This is a genomic window from Pedobacter sp. FW305-3-2-15-E-R2A2 (genome assembly GCF_038446955.1).
Classification (GTDB): domain Bacteria; phylum Bacteroidota; class Bacteroidia; order Sphingobacteriales; family Sphingobacteriaceae; genus Pedobacter.
The window spans coordinates 5,617,030-5,635,511 of the sequence record NZ_CP151803.1; the positions used below are offsets into that span (position 1 = coordinate 5,617,030).

Consider the following 18,482-nt stretch of genomic DNA (forward strand, 5'->3'; position numbering starts at 1 on the left):
TGGGTTATTTGAGTATACTTTTTTTTCGGGCGATCCATAAAATCAAGGCTATGGCCAGCAAAATGGATATGCTGTTGATGAAGATTCGGGCCGTTCTGGTTTGATCCTGTTCCGGCTGAAAAACAGGGAGGTTCATCACCTCTTTCCGGCTTAGTTTTTTATCAGCCAGCAGGTAGCTGTTCATCAGCTTTACCCATCGGTTTTGGAAATCGCCGGCCTGTTGCTGATAAAACAGGTAATCATTTAAATCCGTCCGGGCAGTTCCATTGATCAGGCTTTGCATCTGAGCTACCGGATTGATCCAGGCCGTTTTACTTAGCCAGGAATTGTGTTTCGCGGCTGCAGCATGGTATTTTTCAACATTCTCATTCATCCTCCTGCCCAGCAAATCGTAATAGGCCACAAACCGCTTATTTCCATATTGGGCGGTATCAAAGACTTGTTGTAAAGGAAGATACCCTGGGTTGTTCCGGTAAAAATGAACCAGCAATTCTTTGATCGGCATTTCCCATGTCTCCAGCATCGTTTCCCTTTGATGGGATACCAGTTCCGTCCGTAAAGGCATCGGATATTTCAATGCAGCGAGCTTATTCATGAGTGCAGGCAGAATTAAGGTCAGCAGCAACCAGACACCAAGAAGTGTTAGGGAATTGATGCGGGAAGATTTGCGGAGGACCACAACCAGCCAGCAAACAGAAAACCAGAATACGAGGTAAACGGTCAATACAAAAAACCAGAGCAACACATCTGCAGCCGATAAAAAAGTACCTGCAAGATGCATCAAAAGACCAGCGATGCTCAAGATCCATCCAAGCGTGCAGACCAATACCAGGCGGAACAACAGCTTATGAAGCAGGATCTGGTTTAGATTTCCGCTTTGCACATTTAACAAACGGTCTGTCTGCTGCTCCTTTTCTTTAGCATAAAGATCATAACAAAGCATGATGATCAGCAGCGGAAATAAATAGATCAGTACGAAAGAAAAATCAAAATTACCGGAAGCCAGTTTCTCCGGATTGGCAATCTCCGCGTTGGGAGGCGTCAGGATGTCCCGTTTGCTGTTAATGATGTCAAAATAAGGAAGAATGTCCCTTTGACCGATGGCCATCAGGGCCAATCCCTGGGGAGGATTGCTCGCCACTGGCGATGCCCGGTATTCGATCACCTGCGGCAGTCCTGCCTGTGCAGCCAGCGTCTTTCCTTTAACCGTACTGGTATCTGCATCAAAACGCTCCAGCAATTCCTTGGAATGAGCCTGTTGGTTTTTCACTAATGTATCCAGCCCCGAAAGCTGTTGTCCGACAAACCGATGTCCGACACTCAGGCTATAAAAACCGATCAGCAGGAAAAATATAAGGATCAGGAGTTGTGAAGGCTGACGAAGAAATTGTCGCCATTCAAAGCTGAAAATTAATTTAAGTAAGGGCATATCCTAAAACAATGAAGATTTCGAAACAAAGTGTAGAGACAGGGAGAGCAGCAATGCCCAGCAACAGATCGATATTATTCCGGTTTTTTGCATCCCGGCGATCCTGGATAAAGAGGGAAAATCATACTGAAAATCCTTCAGCTGCCGGAAGAATTCCGGAGCAGCAATATAGGCTTTCTGATCTTTCTGCGGATGATTGGCCAGTTCCAGGTTTAAGTCCCGGATCAATGCGTTCCGGTATTTCTTTGCCTGCCTAAAGAAATCCTGATGATGATAAAAATCTGTTCCTGACATGGCCATTGAGAGCCGTTTCAGACTGATAAAAGGGTTCAGTAACCCTGCATTATTCAAGAAAGACTGCTGCTGGTTAAAAGTTTGTTCCAGCTCGGCATAGTAATGATCAAACACTTTATTCTGGTAGTCTTCATTGTACTGAAGAATTAAGCCGTCGGCATTTACCGGTAACTGACTGGCGCTATCAACCTTATATTTTTTAAGCAGTGCTTTCAGGTAAATTTCAGCTCTTTCCTGGTAAGGCGGATCTCCATTAATTCCTTTTAGAAACCCGACCTTAATATGGTCCTTAAAGGCTGCCCTGGACATTAAGGGGTAACGTTGATCTGCAAGACCCGTGGCTATTTTTGGCAATAAGACCCCGCTAAAAAGCCATAGGTTTAAAACAATCATGACGGCCGTTCCCGAGCGTTTACTACAGACAGAAACCAGGACCCCGGCTAAAGTCACGAGTAGATAAAAGAGTAAATATCCGGCGATAATGACCAGGAACCGGCCTAACAGCAAGGTACCGGAAGGAGTAAACCATAAGAAAAGCGATGACAGTATAAATACGGGTAACACCAACAGCACCACAAAAAGGTAATTCGCAAAAACCTTCCCCCAGACCAATTGTGTTGGTTTTATCCCCTGGGCCATTAACATTTTAAACGTCCCCGATTCCCTTTCAAAAGTCAGTGAGGAGGAGCTGATAAAAAACAGCAATAAGGGAATGAGCAATTGCATGATCAGTGCCAGCGTAAAGGAACCGAAGCGCATCAGGGCATCATTGCTTTCTGCATTGCTATAATCAACCTCATGCTGTACATGTGCTTCTACCCGATAGGTAGTCCCGAAATAATCATTTAAGCCAGGGTCAAATGCGCTGATCAGATTTAAGGGTTTAAAAAGATAAGTACCAAAATGAGCCGCATCATGCGGATTGGTGTGTTGGGCCTTAAACTGATCCCTAAATTTCACATTGGACTGCTCCCTGCTTTGCTGGTCTTGCTGATACTGAAAAACCGTCAGTAAACTACTGACTGCAAACAAGGTATAGATGATCACCGCCAAGGTGCTCATGATGCGGTCACGGTAAGCCAACCGGAATTCTTTCCAGACTAAACTGCGCAATGGAGTGGATAAGTTCAGAGACATTTACATAAATTAATTGCATCAAAGTTGCATTATAATTATCATATTTGCAACATTGTTGTATTTAAGATGATATTATATATGTCTCCTATTTTCTCTTTCAGCAGGTTTCCTTTTTACAAACAACCAGATGCAATGGACTGCGGGCCAGTCTGCCTGAAAATCGTTACGGAGTATTATGGAAAAACCTTTCCGCTGGCACATTTCCGGAAATTATGCAGTATCGGAAAACAGGGAACCACCATGGCCAATATGATCGCCGCTTCGAAATCATTGGGATTTAAGACACTCGCCGCAGAGCTACCCTATCTCCAGTTGCGGAACAAAGTCCCCCTCCCCTGCATCCTGCACTGGGAAAAAGAACATTATGTCGTTTTATACCGCATGACCGATAAATACGCCTGGTTATCCGACCCGGCAATGACTGGCAGACTGAAGGTCAAAACCAAAGATTTTCTCCATTCCTGGCAAATAGAAGAGGGAAGTGATCTGGGCAGGGCCTTGCTGCTGGAAACCACCCCGCGCTTTCAGGAGCAGCAAAGTATAGCCGCGCAATCGGCTTCCTTATGGTCCCTGCTCCCCTACCTCAAATTACATCGTAAAAGCTTAATTCCTATTGGCCTGAGCTTGATTCTTGCCAGCGTTTTCTCTTTAATCATCCCTCTACTGACGCAATTGATTGTCGACAAGGGGATCAACGGAAAAAACACCAACCTCCTTTTCCTGATTTGTATCGGCCAGCTGATGTTGTTTTCCGGACGAATGCTGATGGATTTCCTCCGGGCACGCCTCCTGTTCAGGTTGGGAGCAAGAACGAGCATCACCCTGTTAAAAGAATTTCTGGCAAAGCTGATGCAATTGCCTTTCTCCTTTTTCGACAACCGGCAGGCGGGTGATAACATGCAAAGGGTAAATGACAACCAGCGTGTAGAAGAATTTTTAACGAATTCGCTGATCAGTTTTATCCTCTCTCTGATCACACTTGTTGTGCTTGGCGGGGTATTGTGTTATTATAACTGGCAGATCTTTTTAATCTTCCTCGCTGGTGCGAGCCTAAGCGTGCTTTGGTCGAATTCATTTAAGCAGAAAAGAAAGGTCATCGACCAAAAGAAATTCAAAGTACTCTCAGCGAATCAACAGCTTTTACTGGAGATTTTTTATGCGATGCAGGAAATCAAACTTACCGGAAGTGAAAAGGAAAAACAACAATTATGGGAAGGGCTGCAAGACCGCTCTTATGATTTAAAACTCGAAGCCTTACAGCTGGATCAGCTGATGCAGGGCATCGGCTTTTTCATCAATGAGGTCAAAAACGTCTTGATTACTTATGCCGCCGCCATGCTTGTGATCAACGATCAGGTGACTTTGGGTGGCATGCTCGCCATCACCTATATCTGCGGACAGCTCAATACTCCGATCACACAATTGGTGGAATTTGCCAGGGTCTCCCAGAATACAAAATTCAGCTTGCAACGCATGGCAGAAGTTCATCAGGAAATCCCGGAGGATTTTGGGCTCAAAGCACAACCCCTTCCTTCCGAACCGGAAGACATCCTGCTAAAACAAGTCAGTTTTCAATACGGAAACCCACAAGCCCCATTTGTCTTAAAAAACCTGGACTTATTGATCCCTGCCGGAAAGGTGACCGCCATCGTAGGCATGAGTGGAAGTGGCAAAACAACCCTCATTAAGCTCTTATTGAAATTCTATGAAGTGAGTAAAGGCTCCATTAGTATCGGAAACAGACCCATAGCTCAACTTCATGCCAAGGCCTGGAGAGCAGCCTGTGGTGTAGTGATGCAGGACGGATATATTTTTATGGACACCATTGCCAATAATATATACGCTGGGGCTTTTGTGAAAAATGAAAAAAGGCTTTATGAAGTCGCAAAAATGGCCAATATGCATGATTTTTTTAGCGCCATGCCCTTTGGTTATCAGACCGTGGTAGGAAAAGACGGATATGGATTAAGTGAAGGACAGAAACAGCGGCTCCTGATTGCCAGGTTGATTTATAGAAATCCTGCTTATGTTTTTCTGGACGAGGCCACCAATGCGCTGGATGCACACAATGAATTGTCTATCGTCAATAACCTGAATGAGTTCTTTAAAGGCAAAACAGTGCTGATCGTCGCACACCGGCTGAGTACTGTAAAAAATGCCGATCAGATTGTCGTGCTGAATCAGGGCGAACTCGTCGAAAAAGGGACACACCAGGAGTTGATCCAAGGGAAAGGAAGCTATTACCACCTGATCAAAAATCAACTTGAATTAAGTAAATAATCCAATTTAAGATAAAACCAGAGCGTAAATGAGTATTGAAATATTCCCACATTCCTTAGTAAGATATGCTGGCATGGATTACCGGACTTTTGATGGTTTTAAGTTCAGGGGGGCGACAGAGATCTTGCAAAAACATCAACAGATCGTTTCTGAAAAAGCAAGGCTGAAGCTATTGATCTGCGATCAGTTGTACGACTTAATTACCGCACAAACCGATGATGAACACAGACAACTGTTAATCAACCTGAAGAGACAGATTTACAATGATAAAAAAATAGCCCTTCAAAAGCTGGAACCATCCGCGGACGTATTCCCTCTCGAACTGGCTTTAGCGCTGAAAAGCTATCTCTTTCTTGAGCAATCTATCGTTAATTTCCATGAGGCAAACCGGACAAACTTTCAGCATCAGCTGATTGGACAACATAGAAAACTTCAAGAACTGGCCTTAGATTCTTCCTTGCAAAATGGCTTACTCTTATCCAGCCCTGTTTTACTGGAACAACTCCCCGGATACCAAAAGAGAGCACCGGAAGCGTTTCGCCAGAAAGAACATAGGATCAGCTTTAGCTTGCTTCGTTACCTGACCAGAATGTGCTTTAAGACTTCTCCTTTCAGCACGTTTACTTATACCGGGATCATGCGGCTGTCTGAACAACAACAAGTGGTCTCCGAGTCATCTCCCAAAGCCATTGATCATAAGATCAGGCTCAACAACGGCTTGTTTGAATATTTAAAATCAGTACTGATCCATCATCCCCGGATCAATGAATTCATGAAGGTCAAGCTCAACAAGACCGCAACCATTAAAGCAGAAAAGATCCATTTCCTGATCAACTTTAACAACATAGAATCCTTCCAGCAATTGCCTGCAACAGGATTACAATTGTTAATATTTCATGATCTCCAGCATGAAAAGCAAGTGCTCAACTTAGCTCAACTCCTGGAGAAGGTATCGGAGGTTCTGGAAAATACCAGCCTAGACACGATAAAAACCTATCTGTTTAAACTCATTGCTGCGGGATTATTGGAACTGGGAATGGAAACCTCAGGCATCAACCCCAAATGGGATGAAGAATTATTGGCATTCTTTCAGAACATGGACCCTCAGGATGCCGACATCCAGCAGCTGACCGGATTGTTTGAACAGTTACAGGAACACAAATCCATTTATTCAAAAGGAGATACTGCAACGAGAAGCGCGACTCTAGAAGCTGCGGAACATCAGGTCGCCAAGGTTTTAAAAGCATTACAGACTTCGGCCGGATTAACAGCACCCTCAAATGCAATTGATCCTGTTTCAGAATCCAGTCCCCTTAGCGCATTTGAAACTATAAACTTTAAACCCCATCATTTTTCAGGCAGACAGCTATTTTATGAAGATTGTTATACAGCCGAACCCGAGTTTTTAAATGAAGCGCTGATCAAAGCATTCGCAGAAAAAGCAGACCAGTTGCTGAACCACCTCAGCCCACTTGATCTGTTAAAAAATGAACGTCGGAAAATGACGCTTTTTTTCCGGAAACACTATCCCGAAAATGAACTGGTAAAAGTTGCCGACTTTTACCATGCTTATTATCTGCACGTAAAAAAGCCAGAGAAAGAAAATCCGGCAACATCAACTTCCCTAAATCCGGGCGATTGGGAAAAAGCGGTAAGCAGGAAACTAGCAGCGCTGACCGCGGATAAACCAGATTTCATCCATCTGGATCATCAGTTTTTCGAACCCTTCTCAAATGCCAGTCCTGTTGGTCATCAATATTCCAGGGCCTTGTTTGTCCAGTTTTATCCTGGAAAAAAATCTGATCATCAGGAAGGTCCGGAAGCCATCTCCGGGGTCATCAATGCTGTTCTTCCGGGCATGGGTAAAGTAAGCGGCCGGTTTTTGCCTTTATTCTCTCCCGATGTCAGTGCTGATTTTCTACGTTACAACTCAAAGCTGCATCCGGAAATACTCAAAACAGAAATCAATGATGCTTCCAGTTTCAATGCCAATGTCCATCCCCCGTTGCTTGATCATGAACTTGCTTTGCCCGGAGGAAACAAGAGCTATCCCGAACATCAGCAAATACAAATTGATGATTTGCTGATCAGCTTTGATGAAAAAACAGATTTCCTAAAACTTAGCTATGGAGAAAAACAGGTTTATACGTATGATCTATGCCTTGAATCATTTTATAACCGCTCCAATTTATACCAGCTGATGGCCCATTTTAATGAAGAAGAAAAGCTCTTTCTGCCGCCATTTATTGGCCTGGTAGATGCCCATTACCTGAAAGCTGAAGAAGAACAAGTTGATGAAATTCTCTCTCTTCCGAGAATCACTTATGAAAAAACGGTAATCATCCGAAGAAAAACCTGGCGCATCAAAACGGATTCGATACCGGCCCAGCAGCCATCGGAATCAGATTACGACTATTTTATCCGGATCAACGACTGGCGCTCCGGACATGGACTTCCGACCAACATCTTCTTATTTTTAAGAAAGCGGTCTTTTTTCATCAAACCTTCGGTTCAAAAGAACGCGAAAAAAGAAGGGCTGAACGACGATTACAAACCCCAGTTTATTTCTTTTGAGCAACCGCTGCTGATCGAACTATTTAAGCGCTTAATGGCCAGGGCCGGAGATTATGTGGTACTGGAGGAAATGCTCCCTGAACTCCCTTCCGAAAATCAATCTGAACCTATAAAAGAGTACCTGCTCCAATGGTACAAATATTAAATATGGAAAAAACGAAATGGTTTGCGGTATACCTGTTTTACCCTGGCGATCTGGATCTCATGCTAAATCAGCTCGTTCAGCCTTTTATTCATGACTTTTTCAAAGAAGCATCAGCGGGAACTTACTTCTTTATCCGATACTGGGAAAATGGGAGTCACATCAGGTTGAGAATGAAGATCCATCCTAAAAAGCAAGAAGCACTGGCTGCAGAAATAAAGCAAAGAGCAGCTGAGTTTTTTGTTCGGTATCCGGATGTAATGCTCCGCCAGGATCTTGCAGCAACTGTTCCTTCCGACCATAAAGTCGTCTATGCCAGCTATGAACCCGAAATAAAACGCTATGGAAACCGGCAAAGCATGCCCTGGGCAGAGGCACATTTTTTCAGCTCTTCTGCATTCGTTTTAGATTGGATCAGTTCCAGAAAAACCGGGGCTTCTGTATTGCTGCAAGCCCTAAGTATGCACCTGGTTTTATTGTATGCAACCGGATGGGAATTCTCCCGCTTACTTCAGGTTTGTGACGTCTTTATCCATGGCTGGCTTCCGAGATTATACGATCCCAATGAAGATCCTGTTCAGGAAAGCGCGCTTTGGCTCAAACAATTCGAATCGTCCTTTTCGTCTGCGAAAATGCAGGTCATGGAAGCTTCAAAAACTTTTTGGGAAGCCATGATCAAGGACATTGCAAGTGATAAAATCAGCTGTTATCTACAGGAAAACACCTCAATTATGAAAAATTACTTATCTGCAGGATTTGAGGAGACAAAGCTGACAGAGATCGTCACGAGTATGATGCACATGAACAATAACCGGTTGGGGATCTCCAATTACGAAGAGGCTTATGGCGCCTATTGCCTGCGCCAGTCGCTGGATTTTATTGCCCAATCTTAATCTCTATGATATGTCTTTACTTTCGCCAATACAAACTGCAAAAATAAACGAACAACTTCAGCGCATCAACAAGGAGTTGCTGTCTGCGGTAATCAGAGATGATACCGGGCTATATTGGCCGGGTCCTTATTACGAAAGTACTGGTCAGCTTTCCTTTAAAACAACGGTAGATATTTTTAATGGCAGCAGTGGAATGGCCTTGTATTTTATGGCTCTTTTTGAATACTCCGGCAGAAAAGAAGATTTACAAATTGCGGAAGACATCATGCGTAAAATCCTGAAATCCGAGGAATTACGCCACCCCCGGTCCTTTGGTTTTTATACTGGTCTGACGGGTGTCATCTATACCTGCATCCGGCTATATGAGCTGAACAAAAAGAAAGAATACCTGGATGCGGCCCTGGATCTGAGCCTCAGCAATCGAAAAAACATCATCGAGCATACCGCAAAAGCCGACTTATTAAGTGGATACTCTGGAAGCCTGTTTGTCTTTACCTTACTTTATCATCACCTCAAATCAGCCGCAATTCTAGCGATGATTCAACAGATCGTGAATAGATTGGTACAGGAAGCAAGAATTTCTGAAACAGGACTAAAATGGGATTACAACAGGTCGAAATCTGCATTCGATAGCCTGGCAGGTTTTTCCCATGGGGCCTCCGGAATTGCCTACTCCCTGATGCAGGTGGGAAATTATTTTAAGAACGAAGGACTGATCTATCTTGCAGAGCAGGCCTTACAATATGAAATGCAGTATTTTCACCAGGAATCGGATAACTGGCTGGACCTGCGGTTGGGGAGTTACAGATTAAGCCTACCTGATGCTTATAAATGGGATCTGAACCTGTTTTTACCGGAAATGAGAAATGTAAATTCCTGGGCACATGGTGCTGCCGGAATCGGATTATCCAGACTGTATGCCTGGAAAGTCAGCAAAAATCCGGTTTACTTTGCGCAATGTAAGACGGCGATGAACAGGTGTCTTTCAGATCTGAAAAAGATGGACAGAACAGATTTCAGTCTATGCAGCGGTTATTCGGGCATGATCCCTTTTCTTGTAAAGTTTCAGGAGCTGAGCAGAAAAGACCTCAGCGAAATGCTGTGGACTATCGCTGAACGGGCAAACCATCAATATAATGCGGAAGGCAGTTACAATACTTATATTTCTGCCAGTTCATTTGATTTCGGCCTGCTATCAGGGAAAGCAGGAATAGGTTATATGCTTCTGCAGCTGTTAAATCCAGAGATGAATAATGTAGCTTATCCAGCTTTACCAATACCCAATGAGGGCTTGTCTGCTATTGTAGGCCCAGATAAAACGGCCATACAGCAGGGGATTTTTTTACTGCATTATCCAAAAACAATTCAATTGTTAAATCTCTCTGAACCCGGTTTTTCCGAACAGCTTCAGGCAGAAGATCTCCGGGAATTTGAAGAAAAGGTAAATCAGAAAATCAACCTGTTCCCCGCTTCCAAAGGCTGGGAGATGATGGAGGTCTTCAAGCTTGAAAAAGCGAGGGCCAGCTGCTGGAAAATACACAAGGGCTATTTATGCTATGCAAAGAAAAATGAATTCATTAGACATCAAAACGCGCAATTGCTGTTCCGCACTGATGAGGCCCTGCTGGATTTACAGGTCGCATTAGCTGATCATGTCAGGTTCTACCCCATCGCTTCCAGACTCAGGGAAATTATGGCGTTAAAACAAAGTGATCACGCGGCATTATTTATCTCAGAGGAATCTGGACTACAAACCATTTACATTGGTCGGCTGCCGGCATTAATTCTCAGCCATCTGTATAAAACAGTGACCAGCGGAAGAAAACTGATTGATTTTATTCTGGATGATTTTCTGCAACAGGACGGTTGGACGATGGAACATGAGGCCTTAAAACAAAGGCTCCTCCTGCAAATCAGGTCACTGATCAGGAATGGAATCATAAGTGTTAAAGGATAATTAAGGGAAGTCAGAAAAACTGACCTCCCTTGTTTTATGTTGTTATTGAACTAGCAGATCACGGTAGTACATTTAACCGGATCAGCATGGTGGTCATCTGTAGGTTCAGTATGCGTTGGTTCTGAAACGTTACCCAAACCGCCCGATAGGCGACTGGCAACTTCACTATCAATACTGGTTACAAAGCTCTCTAATTGAAGGTCTTCAAGATTTAACTTGATTTTATCCATTGAATTGTTCATATGTAATAATTTTAAGAATGATGCCTACTGTGGTATCGGGTTTTTGGCTTGTCCCCGGTTGCAACAGGACTAAGTTAGCTATTTGCAACAAAGTTGCAAAACTTATTTAACTATTTTTTTTCAACTTTTTATCCCGGTTCAGCGCAGGAGAAAGCAATGCACTGAAAGCTCAAACCACACATCAATACATTAAGATATATTGATATATAAACATCATGACATATATTATTTATTTCAATGGGATCACCATATTCCATGACCGGTCCAGTTGATAAGGTTGATCTCCCGTTCCAGTTGCAGCAAATAAGTGTGTTGGCTTTCCATCTTCAAAAAGCAAAAAAGGCCGTTCAAAATTACCTTGTTTTGTAGTGGTTCCGTTGTCCCACAAAACTGTTCTGGAATAAGCCTTCAAAGGTTTGGCCAGGTCCCAGTGTATGCCATCTTTAGATAAAGCATGGATCCCTCCACCCTCCTCTCCGCAAATGTGCCCGAACCTGTCTTTCATGATCAGTTCATAATGATCTTTAGCCCACCATACAAAAGGATCTTCCACATCATTGTCCATTTTTCCCTTGCTATGAAATTGGAATAAAGGTTGATCGGATAGTCTTTCATAAGGACCACGAAAGGAAGCTGCTTTGGCAGCGCCAAGTAATAAAGGCGGATGATGATCTTTTTCCGATGATTTGTACATCAGGTAAACACTTCCATCCGGCAATACAATCGGTGATGGATTGGAGGTAATCGAAGCATCCCAATGACCAGCCCGGGGCTCCAGAATTGGTTTTTCGCTTCTGGTCCAGGGGCCATAAACGGAAGTAGACCAAGCCATCCCTATTCTTTTATTCATCCAGGATTTTTGAGCAAGTCCAGTGTCCCAAACGTCTTCAGCAGGCTTTGGGATAGAATCTTTATAATGGCTTCCGAAGTAATAAAGCACGTAGTACTTCCCGCTCTTTACGATTCGGGCATTGTGGGTCGCACATCCATCAAAGAACGCATTTCCTCTTGCCGGTAAGACAACCTCCTCAAAGGTATAGGGACCTGCGGGAGTTCTTGATACGGCACGCACAATCTCGGAGTTGGTTACCCAGTTCCCAAAGCCAAAGTCCCTGGACCAGCGTGAAGCAAACATGTGGTAAAGTCCGTCTTCTCCCTTTACCACCGAAGGGTCCCAAACCCAATAATCATCCATGGAAAAACCGCCCTTAACGGGAGCAGGAAGCATCCTTTCAGGCAAGGAAAGCTCCATTGGATCCTGGCCAAATGCGGTATGCTCAGGCAGTAAAAAACCTGCGGTGCCGACCGCTGCACATTTGAGGAAAGTTCTTCTTGTAAAATTTGCCATGCTGTCTTATTTCCACCTAAAATAAAAATACTCCCGGTTTAATACGGCATTTATTGTCCTATTAAACCGGAAGTATCAGCTATTGGCTATTTATTTAGTCCACAGCAGCTGCGGCCTCTGATATCAATGCGGTCACCTCTTTAGGATGGGAAGCCAATGAAGCATGACTGGCATCCAGATGAATGTTTGGTTAAGGCAGGAATAACATGGCCCCAATGTGATCCATCAGCCCATGCTCCGTGAACAAGGATGATTGTTAAATACGATACATGGTCGTCAAATACCAAATTGAGAGAAATAAAGGAATCTGACCTATAAACCAGGTTAAGAAAAAACCTTAAGGCCAGTCATTGATTCCCCGAAAAACTGATAGTAAGAACTACCTGTAGCTGCAACTGAACAAATTCTTCTTGTCAAAATGTACTTGAAATGCTTTTCATATGCGGTTAATTTTTATTAATCGGCATTTGGATATTAATAGGTGGTTGATAGGTCTGTGATTGGTTTCCCGGACCTTTTAACGATGTTTCCGAAATCAACCTACAGTTTGTTTTATGATAACACATATTAACACGATATGAAAAATATTTCGTAAATTGTTGAAAAACAATTAAATAATTAATTAAAAACACAAAAGAAGATGGGAACATTAAGAAATGGGTTATTTGGCGGATTCCATGGCAGAGTCGGCAACCTGGTAGGTTATACCTTAAAAGGTAAACATGTCATCAGAATGATTGGCAAAAGTAATAAACCGCTTACCCCGGCAAGAAAGGCAAACTGTGAAAAGATGAAAGTGGTCAATGAAATATTGAAGCCTTCGCTGAGTGCAATTCGGGTAGGATTTCGCCTTGCCGTTGCGGGAACAGACAGAAACGAATATAATGAAGCGGTTTCTTACAATAAAAAGAATGCAGTTCAGGGCGAATATCCAAACATCTGCCTGGACTATACCAAAGTATTAATGAGCATGGGAACACTTCCTGGGGCTGTTCATCCAACCGTCAGCCAACTGGAGGAAAAAATCACCTTTACCTGGAAGAAATCGGACCTCCCGGTGAGCCAATACGATACTGACCGTGCCATGCTGGTGATTTATTTCCCTGATTTACAAGAGAGCTGTTGCCAGTTAATCGGGGCAAAAAGAGTGGAGGGAAAAGATGTAATTACTATTAGTTCACAACATATAAATAAACGTATGGAAGCCTATATCTCTTTTGCTAAACAGGATGGCAGAGAGATCTCCAATAGTGTACATGTGGGCTCTTTGAATGCGACTCCCCTGGTTTCTACGGAAATAAAATCCGAAGAAGAGGTTAAAACCGCTGAGGTTCAGCATAAGGATAAACAGCAGGAAAATCAAAGCAATGAACCCGTTATTTGTCAGCAATCTACTGTTTCTCCGGATTTAGAGGCTGCAAAACGAACCAATGCTTACATCCCTCCTTCGTAATTGCAAAAGGCAGGCTTTTAGCGGGTTTTCAGGGCTAAAAACTAGAGCTCCAGAACCTGTTTAAACCTGGCGATGTGAAAGCCATTGTTAAGTACCCTTTTTGTTTGCGGACTTTTTGGGTCCAGCAGGGGATTGGTATGGTTAAGGTGAATGAAATAGATTTTACTTTTCTCGGATTTAGGAAGCGATTCAAACAGCTTCATGCTTTCCACCACAAAAGGATGCGGAATTTCTGAAATGGGTCTGTTGTTGATTTCCTTTGCATCATAAAAAGTCGCATCAATCAGCGCATAATCTACTTTCTTTATTTCCTCAACGATACTTTTCTCCCATTTGGACCATTTGTCGATATCCGGAATAAACAATGCTTTTTTATGAGGTCCTTCAATCAGGTATCCAACGGTTTCAGAATATTCATCCCGATGCGGCACCTTAAATGCCTTCACCTTTACATTGGGAGAAAGGATATTTTCCTTCCCTTCTTCGATAGCTTTGATCTGAATATTGTTCAGGCTAACCAACTGGCTCCATGGCCCGCTGCTTTCCAGGAATTGCTTCATTTTCGGCATGGCATAAACCGGAACACTTTTAGCATTAAGCGCTTCCCTGCCCAGGTACATTAAGCCTGTATAATGACCAATATGCGCATGGGTAATGAAAATACCATCGGGAACCTCTTTACTACTAAATAAGGAAAAGTTCTTCAGGAGTTTTGTTTGCGCAGGAAAATCCGGTGTCGGATCAAACAGCCAGTTCAATTTATACTCCGGGTCAATCAGCCCCAGGGAAGCCACCATTCTGGTTTTATCCGGATTTTTAAATAACTCTTTGCAGCAGGCCTTGATACAACCTATATGAGGAGATCCTCCATCCTGAACATTCCCCAATACGACCAACGAAGGCGCCTTTTGTTGTCCTTCTGCTTTAAAAAAGCTAATCAGGGCCAACAAAAGGACGGTACTTAATACTTTCATCCTGGCTACGCTTTTTTATTTGCAGCAGCAAGCCCCATGAAGTCGGCCATTACTTTAACAGATTCATCTTCAATAAAATCAAAAGCATCATCTTTGGTTGCTTTATCTCCTTTTTTCAAGACCGGAAGACCTCTGAAAACCCTTAATTCATTTCTTCTGGTAAAGCTTTCTGCCTCTTGTTCATCACGCTCTTTTTTTAGCTTAGCTTCATTCAGGGTTACAGACCTTTCATTGTTTCGCTTTTTAGCATCTGCGAGGTTTTGCTTGAAATACTTGAAATATAAAGATTCCGCCATGCGTTTTTCGCTTCTTTTGATCAGCTCTGCCTTGATGGCAGAAAGGTTGCTCAATGGCTGAAATCCGGCACTATTGATCACATCCCAGGATAAAGCAGAAGGCTGACTGCTTTCTCCGATTTTATCGGTCTGGTAACGGGAAGGAAACATCACATCCGGGTTCACCCCTTTCAGCTGTGTACTGCTTCCGGTAATCCGGTAATATTTATCCATGGTCAGGTTGATCTGCCCTAAATTTATCGCTGCAGGGCTGATCTCTTTTTTCTGACTGGAATCGCCCATATGGATTAAAGTCGCCATCTTTTTCAGCACTTCAGGGTTTACCAGCCTGTTTAAGTCAATCACAGACTGAACAGTTCCTTTACCATAAGTCTGACTTCCCATGACAATACCACGGTCATAATCCTGGATCACTCCTGTGAAAATTTCTGAAGAGGAAGCACTGGAACGGTCTACGATTACACCCAGTGGCCCGGTCCAGGAAAGTTCATTCCCACTTAAGGTTTCCACCCTGGTTTTACCGCTTAAATTCTTCACTTGAACGATGGGTCCTTTATCAATAAATAAACCAGCTAAAGAAACGGCCTCCAGTAAAGCTCCGCCCCCATTTCCGCGTAAATCCATCACAATCCCGTCTACCTTGTCCTGATTTTTTAAGGTATCGATCAGTAATTTCACGTCGCGGGTCGTACTTTTAAAATTCTTATCTCCCGCTCTTGCCGCTTCAAAATCAAGATAAAACGCAGGAACATAGATCACGCCTACTTTATAGTCTTTGCCATTATTGCGGACAGTCTTCACGCTTTTCTGCGCAGACTGCGCCTGCTGAATTACTTTATCACGAAGCAATTCCACGATGACCGGTTCAGAAGACAACTCTCTTCCATCAGGAATGACTTTGAGGCGAACTTTTGTTCCTTTAGCCCCTTTAATTTTAGAAATACTGACATCTAACCTCCATCCTACAATGCTCTCAAAGGCTCCGTCTCCCTGAGCTACTGCCACGATCCGGTCGCCGGGACTTAGTTTCTTTCCTTTTGCTGCAGGGCCTCCGGGAACGATACTTACAATTTTAGGGACTTCATTCTCGATCATTAATATGGCTCCAATGCCTACAATTGAGCGCGACATTTCCTCATTAAACGCTTTCGCATTGGAGGCGTTAAAATAATTTGTATGCGGGTCTAATGAAGCCGTCACAGCGTCCATCAGCATTTGAAAGACATCCTGATTGTTCACTTTTGCCACCTGAGATTTTAAATCCAGGTAGTTCTTGCTAACGGTTTCGATACTTTTAGCCGGTGCGGAACCTGCGAGGTTTAAATTAATGAGTTCATATTTGACCCTCTTCCTCCAGGTATCATTCAATTCCACTGCCGAAACAGGCCAGGCCAGCTTGGAACGGTCGTACACATAGGTGTCATTCTGACCGAAATTCATTTCTGTTTTCAGCTGAGTAACGGCATAATCAAGACGTTCGTTCAGTCTTTTGGCGTATAGGTTATAGATGTAAAAAGGAACCGTTAAATCTCCATTTTTAAAATCATCGTCCAGCTGATACCTGTATTTTTCAAAATCTTTGATATCTGAGCTCAGGAAGTAATTTTTCCCCTGATCTAAGGTCTTAATGTACTGATCTAAAATTATGGAAGATATCGAGTCATTTACCTTTATCTTTTTATAATTGTAATTTTCAATCAGTGCCACGACTTCTTTGATAACGAATTGTTGCTGTATATCTGGTTTGATATTCTTTACTCCATCCACAACAGGTTGTGTTTTTGGTACAGCAGCCTGACAAGCGAGCACAGCCGTTGTGAAAAACACAAATGATAACCTTCCTAACATTTTCTTAAATAATTTAAAATTCAACTCTATTTTACTGATCTCAATACGTATCATTATATCTTTCAAATTCTATGCGAATACCCGGAACAAGGGATTTATTCTTAATTTATCTCCTAATATACTAAAAAAGACGATCCCGATATTCCCGCTAATCTCTTGTATCAATAATTTTAGAGAGGTTCCCGGGTTGCGAGAATTGTTCCTGGTACATTTTTAAATTGCTTTTCAGGTTTCCTCTTGCGATGTGAATCCTGGTTTTCACCGTTCCAATGGGGATGTTCAGTTCTTTGGCAATTTCATGGTATTTATAGCCTTCAAAATAACGGACAAAGGGATCATAATACTGGGGCTGTAAATTTTTCAATGCTTCATGAATATCATCCATAATGCACTTCCCCAATCCCAGGTTCTGCGTTGTCTTTATTCCTGAATGGAAAGAAATATCTGTCTGATCATCCAGGATCTTTTTAATCAGCTTCCTTTTTCGATAACTATTGAGAAAAGTATTTTTTAAGATCATGAAAAGCCAGGCCTTCAGGTTTGTTCCTTTCTTAAAGTTTTTGGCGTAGCGGAGGGCTTTCAGAAAAGTATCCTGAACAAGGTCATCAGCATCTTCTACATTGTGGGTATAGGACATCGCAAATGACCATAAATTTTCTTTGTAACGACATAACTCGAAGTTAAAATCTGTGAAGGGTGTGTTCATAAGGGAGTCAGTTTAATGCGATGATAAAACATCAAACCTTATGCCTCCAAGCCGTAACCAGCTAAATATCAGTATATATCCACAACTAAACACGTAATAATTTTCCCGACTCCGTATTTATTCAAAAAACGATCCGGCAAGGGCTGTCAGATTGTCTTTAAAGCGGAATTATTGAATCACACCGTTAAGGACGGCATAACGTATCAGTGCAGCAGTATTGCGTGCCCCTGTTTTTTCAATCAGGCTTTGACGGTGTCCTTCGACCGTCCTTTTGCTGATAAACAGCTGTTCGGACATCTCATTATTCGTCAGTCCTTCTGCAATGAGGTGCAGCACTTCGATTTCCCGAAGGGAGAATTCTATGGCTGATTTAGTATCCGAAATGAAATGATACCCATTGTGCAAAAGCTTGTCCAGCATGCGGATGGCGAGTTCTGAGCACAAATATTTTCCACCTGTGCCAACATGTTTTAAAGAAAAGATCAATTCATCCGCACTTACACTTTTAAGCAGGTATCCTGAGGCCCCTTCCATAAAAGCCTGGGTCACATATTTTTCGTTATCATGCATAGACAGCATCATGACATAGGTTTCCGGTTTAAGCAGTTTCATCTCTTTTAACAGCATAATCCCATCCATACCAGGCATGTTAATATCAGCCAGAATCACATCTACCTGTCGTCCGCTGGCGACGTACTCCAGCACCTCGACGCCGTTCACCGCCTCGGCAGCAATATTGATATCCTTGTCTGTTTCTAACAACATCCTGATCCCATTACGAACAATGTTGTGATCTTCTGCTAATAACACGTGTAACATTCCAGCTAATTTAAATTGCCAATTGTATGTTTGAATAGATAAACGAGAGAGTTGATGTATAAGTTTTTAATATTCATCATTTTATTTGAT

The 18,482-nt window shown here is 42.8% G+C and carries 13 protein-coding genes; 5 read left to right on the forward strand and 8 right to left on the reverse strand.

The genetic code is table 11. The annotated features are described in order from the left end of the window. Positions 1–4: 4 nt before the first annotated feature. Both AAFF35_RS22740 and AAFF35_RS22745 read right to left on the reverse strand, forming a co-directional pair. Positions 5–1,429, reverse strand: a complete 1,425-nt coding sequence (locus AAFF35_RS22740) for a DUF3526 domain-containing protein (RefSeq protein ID WP_342328844.1) — start codon at positions 1,427–1,429, stop codon at positions 5–7. Positions 1,430–1,432: 3 nt separating this feature from the next. Continuing rightward, positions 1,433–2,860, reverse strand: coding sequence for a DUF3526 domain-containing protein (locus AAFF35_RS22745; RefSeq protein ID WP_342328845.1), 1,428 nt, complete (start codon positions 2,858–2,860; stop codon positions 1,433–1,435). Positions 2,861–2,938: 78 nt separating this feature from the next. Here AAFF35_RS22745 and AAFF35_RS22750 point away from each other — a divergent pair, with 78 nt between their 5' ends. Genes AAFF35_RS22750 through AAFF35_RS22765 form a run of 4 tightly spaced genes read left to right on the forward strand, consistent with a single transcriptional unit; the run spans position 2,939 to position 10,706 of the window. Then, positions 2,939–5,140 carry a peptidase domain-containing ABC transporter gene (locus AAFF35_RS22750; RefSeq protein ID WP_342328846.1) on the forward strand — a complete coding sequence of 734 codons (2,202 nt, stop codon included), beginning with the start codon at positions 2,939–2,941 and terminating at the stop codon, positions 5,138–5,140. A gap of 28 nt (positions 5,141–5,168) precedes the next feature. Continuing rightward, complete coding sequence (locus AAFF35_RS22755) at positions 5,169–7,859, forward strand: lantibiotic dehydratase (protein ID WP_342328848.1); 2,691 nt, start codon at positions 5,169–5,171, stop codon at positions 7,857–7,859. Between the two features lie 2 nt (positions 7,860–7,861). Beyond that, on the forward strand, positions 7,862–8,749 hold the full coding sequence (locus AAFF35_RS22760; protein ID WP_342328849.1) for a thiopeptide-type bacteriocin biosynthesis protein: 888 nt from the start codon (positions 7,862–7,864) through the stop codon (positions 8,747–8,749). 10 nt (positions 8,750–8,759) lie between these two features. Continuing rightward, positions 8,760–10,706 (forward strand): lanthionine synthetase LanC family protein, encoded by a 1,947-nt coding sequence (locus AAFF35_RS22765; protein WP_342328850.1) that lies wholly within the window; start codon positions 8,760–8,762, stop codon positions 10,704–10,706. A 50-nt stretch (positions 10,707–10,756) separates the two neighbouring features. Here AAFF35_RS22765 and AAFF35_RS22770 read toward each other — a convergent pair whose 3' ends face one another. Together AAFF35_RS22770 and AAFF35_RS22775 are read right to left on the reverse strand one after the other, a co-directional pair. Then, entirely contained in the window at positions 10,757–10,948 is a 192-nt protein-coding gene (locus AAFF35_RS22770; RefSeq protein WP_342328851.1) for a pinensin family lanthipeptide, read from the reverse strand. A 229-nt stretch (positions 10,949–11,177) separates the two neighbouring features. Further along, the gene (locus AAFF35_RS22775; RefSeq protein WP_342328852.1) at positions 11,178–12,296 is read right to left on the reverse strand and encodes a glycoside hydrolase family protein; all 1,119 of its coding nucleotides are present in this window, start codon (positions 12,294–12,296) and stop codon (positions 11,178–11,180) included. 640 nt (positions 12,297–12,936) lie between these two features. Here AAFF35_RS22775 and AAFF35_RS22780 point away from each other — a divergent pair. Further along, positions 12,937–13,749, forward strand: a complete 813-nt coding sequence (locus tag AAFF35_RS22780; protein WP_342328853.1) for a DUF6266 family protein — start codon at positions 12,937–12,939, stop codon at positions 13,747–13,749. A gap of 41 nt (positions 13,750–13,790) precedes the next feature. Here AAFF35_RS22780 and AAFF35_RS22785 read toward each other — a convergent pair whose 3' ends face one another. The 4 genes from AAFF35_RS22785 to AAFF35_RS22800 form a co-directional block, all read right to left on the reverse strand. Then, complete coding sequence (locus AAFF35_RS22785) at positions 13,791–14,723, reverse strand: MBL fold metallo-hydrolase (protein ID WP_342328855.1); 933 nt, start codon at positions 14,721–14,723, stop codon at positions 13,791–13,793. Positions 14,724–14,728: 5 nt separating this feature from the next. Next, positions 14,729–16,867, reverse strand: coding sequence for a carboxy terminal-processing peptidase (locus AAFF35_RS22790; protein WP_342328856.1), 2,139 nt, complete (start codon positions 16,865–16,867; stop codon positions 14,729–14,731). A 148-nt stretch (positions 16,868–17,015) separates the two neighbouring features. Further along, positions 17,016–17,573, reverse strand: a complete 558-nt coding sequence (locus tag AAFF35_RS22795) for an RNA polymerase sigma factor (protein ID WP_342328857.1) — start codon at positions 17,571–17,573, stop codon at positions 17,016–17,018. A gap of 168 nt (positions 17,574–17,741) precedes the next feature. Next, positions 17,742–18,392, reverse strand: a complete 651-nt coding sequence (locus AAFF35_RS22800) for a response regulator transcription factor (protein ID WP_342328858.1) — start codon at positions 18,390–18,392, stop codon at positions 17,742–17,744. Between the last annotated feature and the right edge of the window lie 90 nt (positions 18,393–18,482).

Excerpts from the sequence above, each read along its gene's own strand:
- AAFF35_RS22740 (WP_342328844.1), bottom strand. The coding sequence starts at position 1,429 with ATGCCCTTACTTAAATTAATTTTCAGCTTTGAATGGCGACAATTTCTT.
- AAFF35_RS22745 (WP_342328845.1), bottom strand. The coding sequence starts at position 2,860 with ATGTCTCTGAACTTATCCACTCCATTGCGCAGTTTAGTCTGGAAAGAA.
- AAFF35_RS22750 (WP_342328846.1), top strand. The coding sequence starts at position 2,939 with ATGTCTCCTATTTTCTCTTTCAGCAGGTTTCCTTTTTACAAACAACCA.
- AAFF35_RS22755 (WP_342328848.1), top strand. The coding sequence starts at position 5,169 with ATGAGTATTGAAATATTCCCACATTCCTTAGTAAGATATGCTGGCATG.
- AAFF35_RS22760 (WP_342328849.1), top strand. The coding sequence starts at position 7,862 with ATGGAAAAAACGAAATGGTTTGCGGTATACCTGTTTTACCCTGGCGAT.
- AAFF35_RS22765 (WP_342328850.1), top strand. The coding sequence starts at position 8,760 with ATGTCTTTACTTTCGCCAATACAAACTGCAAAAATAAACGAACAACTT.
- AAFF35_RS22770 (WP_342328851.1), bottom strand. The coding sequence starts at position 10,948 with ATGAACAATTCAATGGATAAAATCAAGTTAAATCTTGAAGACCTTCAA.
- AAFF35_RS22775 (WP_342328852.1), bottom strand. The coding sequence starts at position 12,296 with ATGGCAAATTTTACAAGAAGAACTTTCCTCAAATGTGCAGCGGTCGGC.
- AAFF35_RS22780 (WP_342328853.1), top strand. The coding sequence starts at position 12,937 with ATGGGAACATTAAGAAATGGGTTATTTGGCGGATTCCATGGCAGAGTC.
- AAFF35_RS22785 (WP_342328855.1), bottom strand. The coding sequence starts at position 14,723 with ATGAAAGTATTAAGTACCGTCCTTTTGTTGGCCCTGATTAGCTTTTTT.
- AAFF35_RS22790 (WP_342328856.1), bottom strand. The coding sequence starts at position 16,867 with ATGTTAGGAAGGTTATCATTTGTGTTTTTCACAACGGCTGTGCTCGCT.
- AAFF35_RS22795 (WP_342328857.1), bottom strand. The coding sequence starts at position 17,573 with ATGAACACACCCTTCACAGATTTTAACTTCGAGTTATGTCGTTACAAA.
- AAFF35_RS22800 (WP_342328858.1), bottom strand. The coding sequence starts at position 18,392 with ATGTTACACGTGTTATTAGCAGAAGATCACAACATTGTTCGTAATGGG.